We start from the raw sequence: 12,957 nt of genomic DNA on the forward strand, positions 1-12,957 counted from the left end.
GGTTAGGTTGCGTCCGGAAATGAGGAAGGACACGCAATGACCGCACCTAAGAACACGATTTGCATCTGGTACGACAACGACGCCGAAGCCGCGGCGCGCTTCTATGCAGAGACCTTTTCCGACAGTGCCGTGAAGGCCGTTCATCGTGCGCCAAGCGATTTTCCCGGCGGTAAAGCAGGTCAGGTGCTGACGGTGGAATTCACGGTCGCCGGAATCCCTTGCATCGGTCTCAACGGCGGGCCCGTGTTCAAGCACAGCGAAGCGTTCTCGTTTCAGATCGCCACCGACACTCAGGAAGAAACCGATCGGTACTGGAATGCCATCGTCGGCAATGGCGGGCAGGAGAGCGCGTGCGGCTGGTGCAAGGACAAATGGGGCCTGTCTTGGCAGATCACGCCGCGCGTGCTGACCGACGCAATGGCGGCCGGCGGTGCGGAAGCCAAGCGCGCGTTCGAAGCCATGATGACCATGAAGAAGATCGACGTCGCGAAGATCGAAGCCGCGCGGCGGGGGTGATGTCTCTTAGTTGGCCCGCGTGATCAACACGCGAGCCACCAACCGCCTTGCGGTTCAGGAAGAGACGCGCTCTCGCCAAGACCTGGATAAACATGTTCGACCACATCGGTATTGTCGCGAAAGACTTGAAGGCGAGTGCGAGGCTTTACGCGCACATGCTCGCGCCGCTTGGCATCCGCATCGTGGAGAAGCATCGGCTCGCGGTGGATTCTGCCTGGGTCGTTCTCTCAACCGGGAAGCCGCAGTCGCCGTTTTTTGTCATCGCTGAGGGAAGGCCAACCTTCTGGTCTGAAACGGCAACGGCTTCCTCCAGTCCTCTTCATCTTTGCTTTGCTGCTTCGTCGCGCGAAGCAGTCGATCGTTTTCATGAAGCGGGCTTGCAACATGGCGCGCGCGATAATGGTGCTCCCGGCATTCGCCGCGCACCGTTCTACTGTGCGTTCCTGATCGACCTGGACGGCAACAACGTGGAAGCTGGCTGTTATCTCAGCGATTGAGCGGCGTGATCTCTCAACGCGGCACCAGCTTTGTCGACGTCTCCCAGAGAGAGCGAACGACCACGATATTGAAGCTCCAAGCCCATCGACCGCCTTGCAACAGAGCGGCGTCTCCTCCCGTTTTGTTGATCTCTGTCAAAGGTTCCTGCGGTCAGCCCGGGCACTGCTAGGCGGGCAGATTCCAATTGACCCCCGAAGCACCATGCGCCGCTTGCCGGCTCTGGTGCGCAACCGATGGAGATCGTTGATGAAAACCCCTTCCCTGTATGCAATTGCGTTGGCGGCGGTAGCACTCACGCAGGGCAATCTTGATCGCGCTTACGCAGATACGGGCTCCGTCGCTGTCGTCTTCACCAAAGGGGGGCTGATCCTCGGCATTGGAGGCGGCGAGGGCGTTCTGACGCTTCATGGCAAGCGATATCCCTTCACCGTATCTGGAATGAGTGTGGGCTTCACGATCGGGGCGTCGACCACAAAGCTGACGGGTCGTGCACTCAATGTCACGTCTCCCCGATCGATCGAAGGAAGCTATGGCATTCTAGGCGCTGGCGGCGCGGTTGTCGCCGGGGCCGGAGGCGTTCAGCTCCAGAACGCCAACGGCGTGATTTTGCAGTTGAGTGGCCCCAAAGTGGGAGCGGAGCTCTCCGCCGCTACGGGCGGTGTCACGATCCGACTGAAGTAGCTGAATGTTTCCTTTGTCAGAAAGGAGGCCGCCTATGAAACTACTTTTAGCTTCCGTAGCACTCGCGATCGCAGCCGCGACGCCATCCCAAGCCCAGGTTGAATTGAAGACCTACGCAAATCGCGACGGTTACATCGATGTTCAGACTCTCACATGTGCCCAGCTTGCCAACACATATCAGGAGGATGCCGATCATCTGACGGCTTGGTATAGCGGGTGGTATAACGGGCTCGCGAAGAAACACATGATGAACGTGGAGCGTGCCAAAGACCTGGAGCATCAGATCATCGAGTATTGCCAGGCAAATAAAGACAAGAAGATCATTCAAGCCATTGATGTCGTCTTCAAGGAACACAGGGCACAAAAAGGCATCAAGACGAAGAAATCAGAAAAGTAGGGCGCCTGGTGCTTGGCTGACTCGATAGACGGCGGACATCTTCGTCCGCCGATATCGTTGATATCAAGGCTATCAGTCTTGCGCGCGCGGTGCGCCTCGGCCGTTCATTAAAGCTGCCGCTAAACGAGCGCCATCGCTGTTCCGGCCGCGGCGCTGAAGGCAACGACGAGCAGCGGAGGGGCGCGCCAGACGATCAGCAAAACGAATCCCACCAGCGCGATGCCGAAATCCTTCGGCGCGTGGATGGTCGTGGTCCAGACCGGATCATAAAGCGCCGCGCCGAGTATCCCCACGACCGCGGCGTTGACGCCCCGCATCATCGCCTGCGCGCCTGCACGTCGTCGGAATGAATCCCAGAATGGCAGAACGCCAAGCAGGATGAGGATTCCCGGCAGGAAGATGCCGATGAGTCCCAACACCGCGCCTGCCAGCCCGTGCGGCTGCGGTTGGACGACGGTCCCGAGGTAGGCTGCAAATGTGAAAAGAGGGCCGGGTACGGCCTGAGCAGCGCCATACCCTGCAAGGAAGGCATCATCGCTGAGCCAGCCAGGCGCGACGAAGGCTTCGCGCAACAGCGGCAGCACCACGTGCCCGCCGCCGAAGACCAGCGCGCCGGATCGATAGAAGGCGTCGAACAACGCCATGCCGGACGATCCGGTGACACCGCGCAGCACGGGAAGTCCTGCCAACAAAACGAAGAAGGCACCGAGCGCGACGAGGCCGGCCTTGCGCGACACCGGCATATCCACATGTCCGGACGGCGCCGCGGCCTCGCTGCGACAGAGCCAGAGACCACAAATTCCACCCAGCACAATTGCCCCGATCTGAGCCGCCGACGATGTGCTAAAAAGCAGGATCAAAGCTGCCACCAGCGCGATCGATGCGCGCGTTCGATCCGGCGTGAGAGTGCGCGCCATGCCCCAGACCGCTTGGGCCACGATGGCCACCGCTGTCAGCTTCAGTCCGTGCAGCAATCCTGCGCCAACCGGGCCGCTCAGTGCTCCGGCGCCAAAGGCGAACAAGACGAGAAGCGCTGCTGAAGGCAGGGTAAAGCCCGCCCACGCCGCGAACGCGCCAAGATAACCGGCACGTGAAAGTCCAATCGAAAACCCGACCTGGCTGCTGGCAGGGCCCGGCAGGAATTGGCACAGCCCGACGAGGTCCGCAAAGGCGTGTTCGTCGATCCATTTCCGGCGCACAACGAACTCTTCGCGGAAGTAGCCGATGTGTGCGATCGGGCCGCCGAAGGAGGTCAACCCGAGCTTGAGAAAGACCAGAAGCACCTCCGCCGCCGATTTCGGACGAATGGCGCGCTGGTCGGATACAGCGTTCAACTCGGCCTCGGTGTCTTCGGTGTTCATGTGAGCTTCCAATCAGGGACTTTATCATTACCGGTTCCCGATAAAGCGTCATAGCTCAACATCAAATTGTTTTGTTTGTGCAGCTCTTCTGTCCGTCTGTCAGCACAGCGCCAATTGATGCAGATTAGCGCGAGGGCTGCAGACGGAGCGCGATGGTGGAGCTCGATCAGCCGGACAAAAGAACGCATTCTCTCATCAGTCGCAGAGGGCTCCTTCGCGGCGCGCAGGCCGGAGCAGTGTCTGTTGTGGCTGCGCGAACGCTCCCCATCGTTCGCGCGCAACCAGTGCCGAAGGAGACGGTCGACCACAAGATTAGGATCGCGCCGACCTCCATCGAGATTGCGCCAGGTAAGGTGATCAAGACTACGGCCTACAACGGGATCGTTCCCGGCCCTGTGCTCCGCATGAAGGAGGGCCGGCCTGTCCGGATCGAGGTGACTAATGATTCAGGCTACGCCAACCTGATCCATTCGCACGGCCTGTTTATTCCCTCGGAGCAGGATGGATCGACGGAAGAAGGCTCGCCGATCATCGCGCCGGGAAAATCGTTGATCTATTCGTACATCCCGAAGCCGACCGGGACACGCTGGTATCACAGCCATGCCATGGCGATGACCGATCTCACCAAGAGCACCTATTCGGGCGAGTTTGGCTTTCTTATCGTCGAGCCTGCCGCCGGAGATCCCGGCAGCTACGATCGCGAAGTGCTGCTCGCCGCGCATCACTGGGACGGCCATTGGGTCAGCATGCAGGATATCAAAAAAGGGCCGCCGCCGGATAACGGTCTCGAAGTGATGTATCGCGCGGCGACCTTGAGCGATCGCATGCTCGGCCACGGCGAGCCGATCCGGGTGCGGGAAGGGGAGCGCGTGTTGTTTCGCCTGCTCAACGCCAGCGGCAACATGGGCATCTCGCTTGCGCTGCCGGGACACCGCTTCAAGGTGCTGGCGCTCGACGGCAATCCGGTCCCGACACCGGCGTCCGTCGATGTGCTGGAGCTCGATGTTGCGGAGCGGGCCGACGTCATTGTGGAGATGAACAATCCCGGGGTGTGGGTGTTCGGCGCGACAGATGACGGAGATCGCAACATGGGGATGGGCGTGGTTGTCGAATATGCCAACCGCAGCGGCGAGCCGGTGTGGTCAGCGCCCGCGAATACCAAATGGGATTACACCATCTTCGGCGAGCCTCCGCTGCCAATTCCGGATCCTGACGAGACGATCAGTCTCTTATTCCAAAAGATTGCGGGCGGACGCGGCGGCTACAATCGCTGGACCATCAACGGTAAATCCTGGCCCGATACCAATCCTCTGTTCGCGGTGACCAAGGGCAAGCGTTATCGTCTTCTGCTGAACAATAACAGCGGCGACGACCATCCGGTGCATCTGCACCGTCACTCCTTCGAGATCACGAAGATCGGCGACAAGCCGACCTCCGGCGTCATCAAAGACACCCTCAACATGCCGCGCTTCTCAACGGCCGAAGTTGATTTCGTGGCCGACGATCCCGGGCCGACACTCTTTCACTGCCATCATCAGGATCACATGGACGAAGGCTTCGCGGGATTGATCGTGTATGCGTGATTGTCTTCAGCGTAGTTGGGTCGCTCCTCATGAATCCGCATCGTTCACACCAGATACGGCGCAATCTCCGTTGCCACGAAATCCATGAACAGCCGCGCGCGGAGCGGTGGTGTGCGGCCGAACGCGTGGAGGAAATGCAAGGGCACGCGCTCAAGCTCGCGTTGGGGCAGCACAACCTTCAGGCGTTTGGCCTTGATGTCCGCGTCGACCGTGCAGCGCAGAAGGTAGGCGATGCCGACACCGTTAAGCGCCGCCGCCCGCAGCGCAAAGCCGCTGTCGAGATCAAGGCGGCCTTCGGGCGCAACGATCGAGCCGTCCATGAATCGGATCGGTAACGGTTGGCCGCCGAGCATGTAGCGAACATGCGTTGCGCGGCTCAGGTCCTCGATCGTGCGAGGTGTTCCGTTGCGCTTTAAGTGCTCCGGCGAGGCGACCAAGGCTATCGGCAGTTCTCCGAGCGTTCGGACAGTGAGGTCGCTGTCCGAAAGCTTTCCCGCGCGCAACGCCAGGTCAAATCCCTCGCGGATGAGGTCAACGGAGCGATCGGTCATTCCGATGTCCAACTGGATCTCGGGATGTCGCGACATGAAGCCGTTGGTCAGAGCGTTCATCAATAAACGCCCGACCTCGCTTGGCATCGTGACTCGTAACTTGCCACGCGCTGTGGACGCGGGGCGGACGGCGTCTTCCGCATCGTCCAGGCCGCGAAGCAGAGGCACTGCGCGTTCGTAATATGCCGTGCCCTCAACTGTCAGGGTGAGCGATCGTGTCGATCGTCTAAACAGTTTGGCGCCCAAGCGCTGCTCAAGCCTGGCGACGCTCTTCGATATGGCGGAGGGCGTCGTGCCAAGCCGTTCGGAGGCCGCACTGAAAGAGCCCGTCTCCACCGTGGCGACGAACGCGACCAATCCCGCCATCTTGTCTGAGATGATTGTCATTCAAGACATCCCGGCACAAATCATATGCCAAAATACGATCTTATGTGCTGATTTGTCGAGCGTATATGGCTGTCGATCATTCAGGAAAGGCAGACATCATGGGTGTCCTCAACGGCAAAACGGCTCTGGTCACGGGCGGCAACAGCGGCATCGGGCTCGCGGCGGCAAAGCTGTTCGCGGAGAACGGCGCGCAAGTCATCATCACCGGACGACGACAAGAAAACCTGGACGCGGCAGTCGCAGAGATCGGCCATAACGCCCTTGCACTCCGTGGCGATGTCGCGGACCTCGCGCATCATGATCATGTTGCGAGGGAGGTGCGGGAACGGCTTGGCGCGCTGGACATTTATTTCGCCAATGCCGGCATGATCGTCACCACACATTCGAGCCAGGTCGGTGTCGAGGAATTCGACGCGCAGTTCGCGACCAATGCACGCGGCGTCTTCTTCGGTGTGCAGAAGATCGCGCCGCTGTTGCGTGATGGCGGATCGATTATCCTCACCAGTTCGATCGCCAGTCAGAAAGTGCTGGAAAACCACGCCGTCTATGCCGGTACTAAAGCGGCGATCGAGGCGTTTGCAAGAAGCTGGGCGCTGGAATTCAAAGAGCGCGGCATCCGGGTCAATGTGCTCAGTCCGGGACCGGTTGATACTCCGATCATCGGCAAGATGGGCGTAACCAAAGAGGTGAGGGCTTCGTTCGATGCAGAACTGGCAAAAGCCATTCCGCTCGGGCGGCTCGGCCGTGCTGAAGAACTGGCGCGCGCGGCACTGTTCCTGGCCTCCGATGCCAGCAGCTTTGTCACCGGTGCCAATATTCCCGTCGATGGCGGTATTGCGCTGACGTGAGACGGTCAAACCGCTGAGAGGTGTTGCGCCTTAGCGCAGCTCCTTCAGCGGCTGCGAGATCTGGTTTGCGCAGTTGAGCAACACAGGCAGCAGGCGCTTGCGCAGATCGTTGACTTTGACGCGGGCGGATGCCGCGCTCACGCTGACGGCGGCAATGATGTCGCCGTTGGCTCCGAACACCGGGACGGCCATGGCCCTGATGCCCGGCGCAAGCTCCTCATCGCTGATGGCGTAGCCGTTCTTGGCAGCGGTTCTGATGGCGGACAGAATATCCGCGATCGCGGTCAAGGTTCGTGGTGAACGCGCGACCATCGGATAACGGCTCAGCCGCCGTGCGATCTCGTCATCGGTTTGCCGGCTGAGCAGAACCCGACCTGTCGCGGAAGCATAGAGCGGCAGGGTAGCGCCGACCCGAACGCCGGTCTGGACGTAGTGCTCGGCTTGCGCGCGCGCAATGAACAGCGATTGATCATCGTCGAGGACTGCGAGCGAAATGGATTCCGTCACTTCGTCGCGGGCGCGCTCCAGCAGCGGCTGCGCGATATGCGCGAGTTTATCGCGCTCGGACATCATGCCGCCCAACCGGCGCAGCCGTGGCAGCGGGCGGAAGTCGCGTCCCGACAATTCCAGGTAGTTCAAGTCGACCAGGGTGAGAAGACAGCGGCGCGCTGCCGCGCGGGTGGCGCCTGACGCTCGCGCAGCATCCGCGACACTCATCACCGGATGCACCGAGAAGGCCTCAATAATCGCAAGGCCCTTCGCGAGCCCCGCCATTCCTTCCTGCTTCTTCTCTTTGGATTCTGCGATCGTCATGCGCGGAGCTCGCCTTGACAGCCGATTTAGAACGGCTCAAAGTGTTCGAAAATCAGATACATGTTCGATATTCGAACATATCCGAATTCAAGTCAAGCGTAAGGGAGCGCCGATGAATAAGATCGTTTTGCCGCCAGAAGCAGCGAATCCGGCTCCTTGGCCAGAAGGGCTTACCCGCGTTCCGTACTGGGTGTTTCAGGATCAGTCGGTTTACGCAGAAGAGCAGCGCAAACTGTTCCAGGGCCCGAACTGGCACTATCTCGCGCTGGAAGTTGAACTCGCCGAGGCCGGCGATTTTCTCACCACAAACATCGGCGATACGCCGGTGATCGTCACCCGCGACACCGACAACGAAATCTACGCATTCGAAAATCGCTGCGCCCATCGCGGCGCGCTGATCTGCCTGGAAAATCGCGGCAAGCATCGCAAGGATTTCAGCTGCGTGTACCACGCCTGGAATTACGACCCGCAGGGCAACCTGACCGGCGTCGCCTTCAAGGACGGCATCAAGGGCAAGGGCGGCATGCCCGATAGCTTCAAGATGGAGCAGCACGGGCCGCGCAAGCTGCGCATCGCCATCGTTCACGGCCTGATCTTCGGCTCATTCTCCGAGGACGTGCCGCCGATCGAGGAATATCTCGGGGAAGAGATCCTGAACCGCATCGAGCGCGTGCTCGGCGGCCGCAAGGCTGTGGTGCTCGGGCGCTTCACCCAGGTGCTTCCGAACAACTGGAAGCTCTATATGGAGAACGTCAAGGACTCTTACCACGCGAGCATCCTGCATCTGTTCTTCACGACGTTCGAATTGAACCGGCTATCGATGAAGGGCGGCATCATCGTCGACGAAAGCGGCGGACATCACGTCAGCTATTCGGCCATCGATCCCGAGGCGGTGAAGGATGTCGATTACGCCAAGCAGCAGCTGCGCTCCGAGAGCGAGTACAAGCTGGCCGATCCGACCCTGCTGGAAAGCTTCGACGAATACAATGACGGCTGTACGCTGCAGATCCTGTCGGTGTTTCCGACCTTCGTGCTGCAGCAGATCCAGAACGCCATCGCCGTGCGCCAGATCGTGCCACGCGCGGTCGACAAAACCGATCTGAACTGGACGTATCTCGGCTTTGCCGACGACACGCCGGAGCAACGCCTGACGCGCCTCAAGCAGGCCAATCTGGTCGGCCCCGCCGGTTATATCTCGATGGAAGATGGCTGCGTCGGCGGTTTCGTGCAGCGCGGCATTGCCGGCGCCAGCGAGGATCAGGCGGTGCTCGAAATGGGCGGCGCCGAAGCCAATAGCAGCGAGAGCAGGGTGACCGAGGCGTCGGTGCGCGGCTTCTGGAAGGCGTATCGCGCCAACATGGGAATCTAAGGACAGCGCCATGTACGGGAATTCTCTGCAATACATCACCAAGGCGCAGGCCGATTACGCACGCTGCATCGATGACGACCGTCTCGAGGAGTGGCCGAGCCTGTTTCACGGTCCGTGTCTTTACAAGATCACGACCGCGTCGAACTACCGCGACGGGCTCGAGGCTGGCATCGTGTTCGCCAATTCGCGCGGCATGCTGACCGATCGCGTCTCCGCGCTGCGGGAAGCCAACATCTATGAGCGGCAGACCTATCGCCACATCCTCGGCTTGCCATCGATCCTGTCGGAAGATGGCGCAAAGGTGACGAGCGAAACGCCATTCATGGTGGCGCGCATTCTGCAAGATGGCGACACCTCGATCTACGCCACCGGCCGCTATTTCGACACCTATGAGATCGTAGACGGCGCAGCGCAACTGAACGAACGCACAGTGGTGTGCGACAGTTCACGGATCGACACGCTGCTGGCGCTGCCGTTATGACATCGAAAGCCGTCGCGCTGACCATTGGCGATCCCAATGGCATCGGCCCTGAAATTGCCGTGAAGGCCGCGGTGCTGTGCGCGGAGGCACAGCCTGGCTCATCCCCGATTCTGGTGGGCGATGAACATGTCATCCGCTTCTACACGGACAAATTCGCACCCGGCCGCACGCTGACGCAGACCCACGCGGCCGGTGGTGAACATGTGCTGCTTTATCATCCCGTTGCAGCGCTTGACGCCGCAGCTTTCACGCCGGGGCAGGGTCGCGCCGAAGGCGGCCGCGCCACCGTTGCCTATGTCGAGGCGGCGCTCGACCTGATGAAGCAAGGGCGGGCCCACAGCATCGTGGCGTGTCCGCACTCCGAGACCAATGTGAATGCCGCCGGTATCAAGTTTTCCGGCTATCCAAGTCTGCTGGCACAACTGAAGAAGGTGCCGGAGGACGAAGTGTTCCTCATGCTGGTCGGCGCCGGCTTGCGCATCGTGCACGTGACTCTGCATGAGCGGCTTGCAGGTGCGCTTGAGCGGATCACGCCGACGCTGATCGAACGCGCCATCCGGACCGCGATCGACGCCTTGAAACATCAAGGCATTGCGCGTCCCCGGCTCGGCGTCTTCGGCATCAATCCCCACGCAGGCGAGGGTGGTCTCTTTGGCGATGATGACGACCGCATCGTTACGCCGTTAGTTGCGCGGCTGAAGGCAGAGGGCCTCGATATCGAGGGGCCGGTGGGGGCCGATCTGATGCTCGGCCAGCAAGGCTTCGATGCGTTCGTGGCGATGTATCACGATCAGGGACATATCCCGATCAAGCTGCTCGCGGGGCGCAATTCGGCGGCGATGTCGATCGGTGCCGGCCTGATGTTTTCGAGCGTCGGCCATGGCAGTGCCTTCGACATTGCAGGGAAGGGCATTGCCGATCCCATGCCGGTCTTGCGCTGCATCCAGCTCGTCGCAGGCGCCAATCAATTCAAGGAAACGGCATGACGCACACAATCGCGGTCGAAGACGCCGATATCAGCTTCACCTGCAATGACGGCGAGACCATTCTGGTTGCGGCCGAGCGTGCAGGCTACACGATGCCGTATTCCTGCAGGAAGGGCGTCTGCGCCTCCTGCGAGGGCTTTCTCAGCAAAGGCGATGTCAAGCAGCGCTCCAAGGAAATGACGGGGCCGGCCGGTAAAGTGCTGTTCTGTACGGCCACCGCCAAGAGCGATCTCACCATCCGGCCGCGGCGCATCTCGCGTCACGATCCGTTGGCGCGGAAGAAAATCCAGGCCCGGGTGTTCCGTATGTCCCGACCGGCCGATGATGTCGCGATCCTGCAATTGCGCTTCCCGGCCAGTATCCGTGCCAAGTTCAAGGCCGGACAGTATCTGCGCATCCGCACGCCGGACGGCGATGAGCGCAGCTTCTCGATGGCCAATGCGCCGCAGGAGAGTGACGGCGTGCAGTTGCACATCCGCCATGTGCCTGGCGGCGCGTTCTCCGAAAAAGTGCTGGCCTCCTTGCAGCTCGATGACAAGCTCGAGGTCGAGGTGCCGTTCGGCGATTTCCACCTGCGCGAGGAGGATCAGGCGCGTTACGTGTTCGTCGCCACCGGGACCGGCTTCGCACCGTTGAAATCGATGCTCGATGACATGATCCGGCGGCGGCTCAATCGCGAGGTGCGCTTCTATTGGGGCGGACGCAGCGAGGCCGATCTTTATCTCGCGGAAACCTGCGCAAAATGGGCGAAGCGTTATCCATGGTTCACGTTCATCCCGGTGCTGTCTGACGCGGACGCGGGGTGGCAAGGCCGCCGGGGGCTGGTTCACGCCGCGGTGCTCGAAGATCTGCCTGATCTGTCCGATCGGCACGTCTATGCCTGCGGCAATCCGATGATGATCGAAGCCGCGCGCGATGCATTCCAGACGCGTTGCGGCTTGCCGGGTGATCACTTTTACGCCGATGCGTTCATTCCGAGCGGATCGTCCGACACAACGCCGGTGCAAGTTCTGCAAGCCGTCGACTGATATTCCCGCACGTTGTCCGTGCCTGCAGCGCGACGTGATCGCCGCGCTGTTTCAAAGTTCAAAAAATCAAGTCGGACCAAAATAATTTGGCCAACAGAGGTGAGGAAATGAGTAGTACCGAGGCTGCCTTTGACGTTCCATCCTTCATTAATTCGCGTCGCACCGGCATCACGCAGTATGGAATTGTTTTGCTGTGTGCTCTCGTCATGTTTCTCGATGGCTTCGATACCCAGGCCATCAGCTACATGGCGCCGTCGATCGCAAAGGAGTGGGGGCTCACGCGGCAGCTTCTCGGGCCGATTTTTTCCTCGGCGCTGACCGGGTTAATGGTCGGTTATCTCCTTGTCGCTCCTTTGTCGGATCGTCTCGGTCATCGCAAGCTTGTGGTCATCTCGACGTTTGCTTTCGCGCTGCTGACGTTTGCGACAGTCTTTGTGAACAATGTGACTGAATTGATGGTGTTGCGCTTCATCACGGGCATCGCGCTTGGCTCAGTGGTGCCGAGCGCTATCGCATTGACGACCGAGTTCAGCCCCGCGCGTTTGCGCGCGACCTTCGTGCTGGCGATCTATTGCGGATTTTCGCTCGGCTTCGTCGCGGCCGGTGCGGTCGCGGCCTGGGCAATCCCTGCATATGGCTGGCGGTCGATGCTGTGGATCGGCGCCGCTGCGCCCATGGTCGTCGGGATCCTGGCGCTGATGTTCTTGCCGGAGTCGATGGACTTCCTGATCCGCACAAAGGCCAAGCCGGATGACGTCTGGCGCGTGGTGCGTCGTGTGGACGGCGCGTTGCCGGTGCAGGGGCCGTCGCAGTTCGTCACGGACGTGGCCGAGAAGCGCAGCGCGGTGGGAAGCCTGTTCTCCTCCGGGCGCGCGGCTGGAACGCTGGTGATCTGGGTCGTCTTCATGCTCAACCTGGCCGAGTTCTACGCCCTGCAGAGCTGGCTGCCGTCGATGCTGACCAATGTCGGCCATCCTCTCGGCATGGTGGCGCTTGCCACGACCATGACAACCGTCGGCGGTATCGTCGCCGCGTTCGCCATTGGCCCCGCGATGGATCGCATCGGGCCTTATGGCTCGTTGGCAACGGTCTATCTCGCCGGCGTCGTGTTCGTTCTGCTGTTCGGTTATTCGATCGACAAGCCGAGCTGGATGATGGTCACGGCTGCATTCTGCGCCGGCTTTTGCATCAGCGGCGGACAGAAGAGCGTCATCGCGCTGGCGGCGATTTATTATCCGACGTCGATCAGATCCACCGGCGTGGGCTGGGCGCTCGGCGTCGGCCGGCTTGGCGGCATCGGTGGCCCGCTGCTGATCGGCGCTTTGCTCGCGTATCACCTCAGCCCGCAGAATATTCTCTACGTGGCCGGAATTCCGATGCTGCTGGCCGGATTGCTCATTGCTCTGCTCGGATTCCTGTATGGGGGCAAAGCCGCGAAAGGCGAGGGGTGAGGTAGGG

General features: G+C 60.7%; 14 protein-coding genes. 11 read left to right on the plus strand and 3 right to left on the minus strand.

Annotation, left to right across the window (positions count from 1 at the left end; all coding sequences use genetic code 11):
• Positions 1-36 precede the first annotated feature (36 nt).
• The 4 genes from ACP0KA_RS20755 (at position 37) to ACP0KA_RS20770 (ending at position 2,092) form a co-directional block, all read left to right on the plus strand.
• Complete coding sequence (locus ACP0KA_RS20755; RefSeq protein ID WP_424630612.1) at positions 37-516, plus strand: VOC family protein; 480 nt, start codon at positions 37-39, stop codon at positions 514-516.
• A gap of 92 nt (positions 517-608) precedes the next feature.
• Entirely contained in the window at positions 609-1,013 is a 405-nt protein-coding gene (locus ACP0KA_RS20760) for a VOC family protein (protein WP_424630613.1), read from the plus strand.
• Positions 1,014-1,260: 247 nt separating this feature from the next.
• On the plus strand, positions 1,261-1,695 hold the full coding sequence (locus tag ACP0KA_RS20765) for a hypothetical protein (RefSeq protein ID WP_424630614.1): 435 nt from the start codon (positions 1,261-1,263) through the stop codon (positions 1,693-1,695).
• 34 nt (positions 1,696-1,729) lie between these two features.
• Positions 1,730-2,092 carry an HdeA/HdeB family chaperone gene (locus ACP0KA_RS20770; RefSeq protein ID WP_424630615.1) on the plus strand — a complete coding sequence of 121 codons (363 nt, stop codon included), beginning with the start codon at positions 1,730-1,732 and terminating at the stop codon, positions 2,090-2,092.
• Positions 2,093-2,211: 119 nt separating this feature from the next.
• On the opposite strand, the gene chrA is transcribed toward ACP0KA_RS20770, so the two are convergent.
• Positions 2,212-3,453, minus strand: a complete 1,242-nt coding sequence (gene chrA, locus ACP0KA_RS20775) for a chromate efflux transporter (protein ID WP_424630616.1) — start codon at positions 3,451-3,453, stop codon at positions 2,212-2,214.
• Positions 3,454-3,698: 245 nt separating this feature from the next.
• Between chrA and ACP0KA_RS20780 the strand changes: the two genes are divergently transcribed.
• Positions 3,699-5,036: a multicopper oxidase family protein gene (locus ACP0KA_RS20780; RefSeq protein ID WP_424630617.1), complete on the plus strand. Its 1,338-nt coding sequence runs from the start codon at positions 3,699-3,701 to the stop codon at positions 5,034-5,036.
• Positions 5,037-5,080: 44 nt separating this feature from the next.
• Here ACP0KA_RS20780 and ACP0KA_RS20785 read toward each other — a convergent pair whose 3' ends face one another.
• Positions 5,081-5,974: a LysR family transcriptional regulator gene (locus ACP0KA_RS20785; RefSeq protein ID WP_424630618.1), complete on the minus strand. Its 894-nt coding sequence runs from the start codon at positions 5,972-5,974 to the stop codon at positions 5,081-5,083.
• A 98-nt stretch (positions 5,975-6,072) separates the two neighbouring features.
• On the opposite strand from ACP0KA_RS20785, the gene ACP0KA_RS20790 reads away from it, so the two are divergent.
• Positions 6,073-6,822, plus strand: a complete 750-nt coding sequence (locus ACP0KA_RS20790; protein ID WP_424631675.1) for an SDR family NAD(P)-dependent oxidoreductase — start codon at positions 6,073-6,075, stop codon at positions 6,820-6,822.
• 30 nt (positions 6,823-6,852) lie between these two features.
• Here ACP0KA_RS20790 and ACP0KA_RS20795 read toward each other — a convergent pair whose 3' ends face one another.
• Positions 6,853-7,635, minus strand: coding sequence for an IclR family transcriptional regulator domain-containing protein (locus tag ACP0KA_RS20795; RefSeq protein ID WP_424630619.1), 783 nt, complete (start codon positions 7,633-7,635; stop codon positions 6,853-6,855).
• Positions 7,636-7,747: 112 nt separating this feature from the next.
• On the opposite strand from ACP0KA_RS20795, the gene ACP0KA_RS20800 reads away from it, so the two are divergent.
• The 5 genes from ACP0KA_RS20800 (at position 7,748) to ACP0KA_RS20820 (ending at position 12,950) form a co-directional block, all read left to right on the plus strand.
• Positions 7,748-9,004, plus strand: coding sequence for an aromatic ring-hydroxylating dioxygenase subunit alpha (locus tag ACP0KA_RS20800; protein ID WP_424630620.1), 1,257 nt, complete (start codon positions 7,748-7,750; stop codon positions 9,002-9,004).
• Between the two features lie 10 nt (positions 9,005-9,014).
• Positions 9,015-9,485: an aromatic-ring-hydroxylating dioxygenase subunit beta gene (locus ACP0KA_RS20805; RefSeq protein WP_424630621.1), complete on the plus strand. Its 471-nt coding sequence runs from the start codon at positions 9,015-9,017 to the stop codon at positions 9,483-9,485.
• The gene (locus tag ACP0KA_RS20810; protein WP_424630622.1) at positions 9,482-10,471 is read left to right on the plus strand and encodes a PdxA family dehydrogenase; all 990 of its coding nucleotides are present in this window, start codon (positions 9,482-9,484) and stop codon (positions 10,469-10,471) included. The genes ACP0KA_RS20805 and ACP0KA_RS20810 overlap by 4 nt, the downstream gene beginning before the upstream one ends.
• Entirely contained in the window at positions 10,468-11,499 is a 1,032-nt protein-coding gene (locus ACP0KA_RS20815; RefSeq protein WP_424630623.1) for a 2Fe-2S iron-sulfur cluster-binding protein, read from the plus strand. Before ACP0KA_RS20810 ends, ACP0KA_RS20815 begins: the two co-directional genes overlap by 4 nt.
• 86 nt (positions 11,500-11,585) lie before the next feature.
• Positions 11,586-12,950 carry an MFS transporter gene (locus ACP0KA_RS20820; RefSeq protein ID WP_424630624.1) on the plus strand — a complete coding sequence of 455 codons (1,365 nt, stop codon included), beginning with the start codon at positions 11,586-11,588 and terminating at the stop codon, positions 12,948-12,950.
• Positions 12,951-12,957: the final 7 nt, after the last annotated feature.

It is taken from the genome of Bradyrhizobium sp. SYSU BS000235 (assembly GCF_049747295.1).
Lineage (GTDB): Bacteria > Pseudomonadota > Alphaproteobacteria > Rhizobiales > Xanthobacteraceae > Afipia.

What these genes read in the sequence shown, in the direction of transcription:
- ACP0KA_RS20755 (WP_424630612.1), top strand. Translation starts at nt 37, where the DNA reads ATGACCGCACCTAAGAACACGATTTGCATCTGGTACGACAACGACGCC.
- ACP0KA_RS20760 (WP_424630613.1), top strand. Translation starts at nt 609, where the DNA reads ATGTTCGACCACATCGGTATTGTCGCGAAAGACTTGAAGGCGAGTGCG.
- ACP0KA_RS20765 (WP_424630614.1), top strand. Translation starts at nt 1,261, where the DNA reads ATGAAAACCCCTTCCCTGTATGCAATTGCGTTGGCGGCGGTAGCACTC.
- ACP0KA_RS20770 (WP_424630615.1), top strand. Translation starts at nt 1,730, where the DNA reads ATGAAACTACTTTTAGCTTCCGTAGCACTCGCGATCGCAGCCGCGACG.
- chrA (WP_424630616.1), bottom strand. Translation starts at nt 3,453, where the DNA reads ATGAACACCGAAGACACCGAGGCCGAGTTGAACGCTGTATCCGACCAG.
- ACP0KA_RS20785 (WP_424630618.1), bottom strand. Translation starts at nt 5,974, where the DNA reads ATGACAATCATCTCAGACAAGATGGCGGGATTGGTCGCGTTCGTCGCC.
- ACP0KA_RS20790 (WP_424631675.1), top strand. Translation starts at nt 6,073, where the DNA reads ATGGGTGTCCTCAACGGCAAAACGGCTCTGGTCACGGGCGGCAACAGC.
- ACP0KA_RS20795 (WP_424630619.1), bottom strand. Translation starts at nt 7,635, where the DNA reads ATGACGATCGCAGAATCCAAAGAGAAGAAGCAGGAAGGAATGGCGGGG.
- ACP0KA_RS20800 (WP_424630620.1), top strand. Translation starts at nt 7,748, where the DNA reads ATGAATAAGATCGTTTTGCCGCCAGAAGCAGCGAATCCGGCTCCTTGG.
- ACP0KA_RS20805 (WP_424630621.1), top strand. Translation starts at nt 9,015, where the DNA reads ATGTACGGGAATTCTCTGCAATACATCACCAAGGCGCAGGCCGATTAC.
- ACP0KA_RS20810 (WP_424630622.1), top strand. Translation starts at nt 9,482, where the DNA reads ATGACATCGAAAGCCGTCGCGCTGACCATTGGCGATCCCAATGGCATC.
- ACP0KA_RS20815 (WP_424630623.1), top strand. Translation starts at nt 10,468, where the DNA reads ATGACGCACACAATCGCGGTCGAAGACGCCGATATCAGCTTCACCTGC.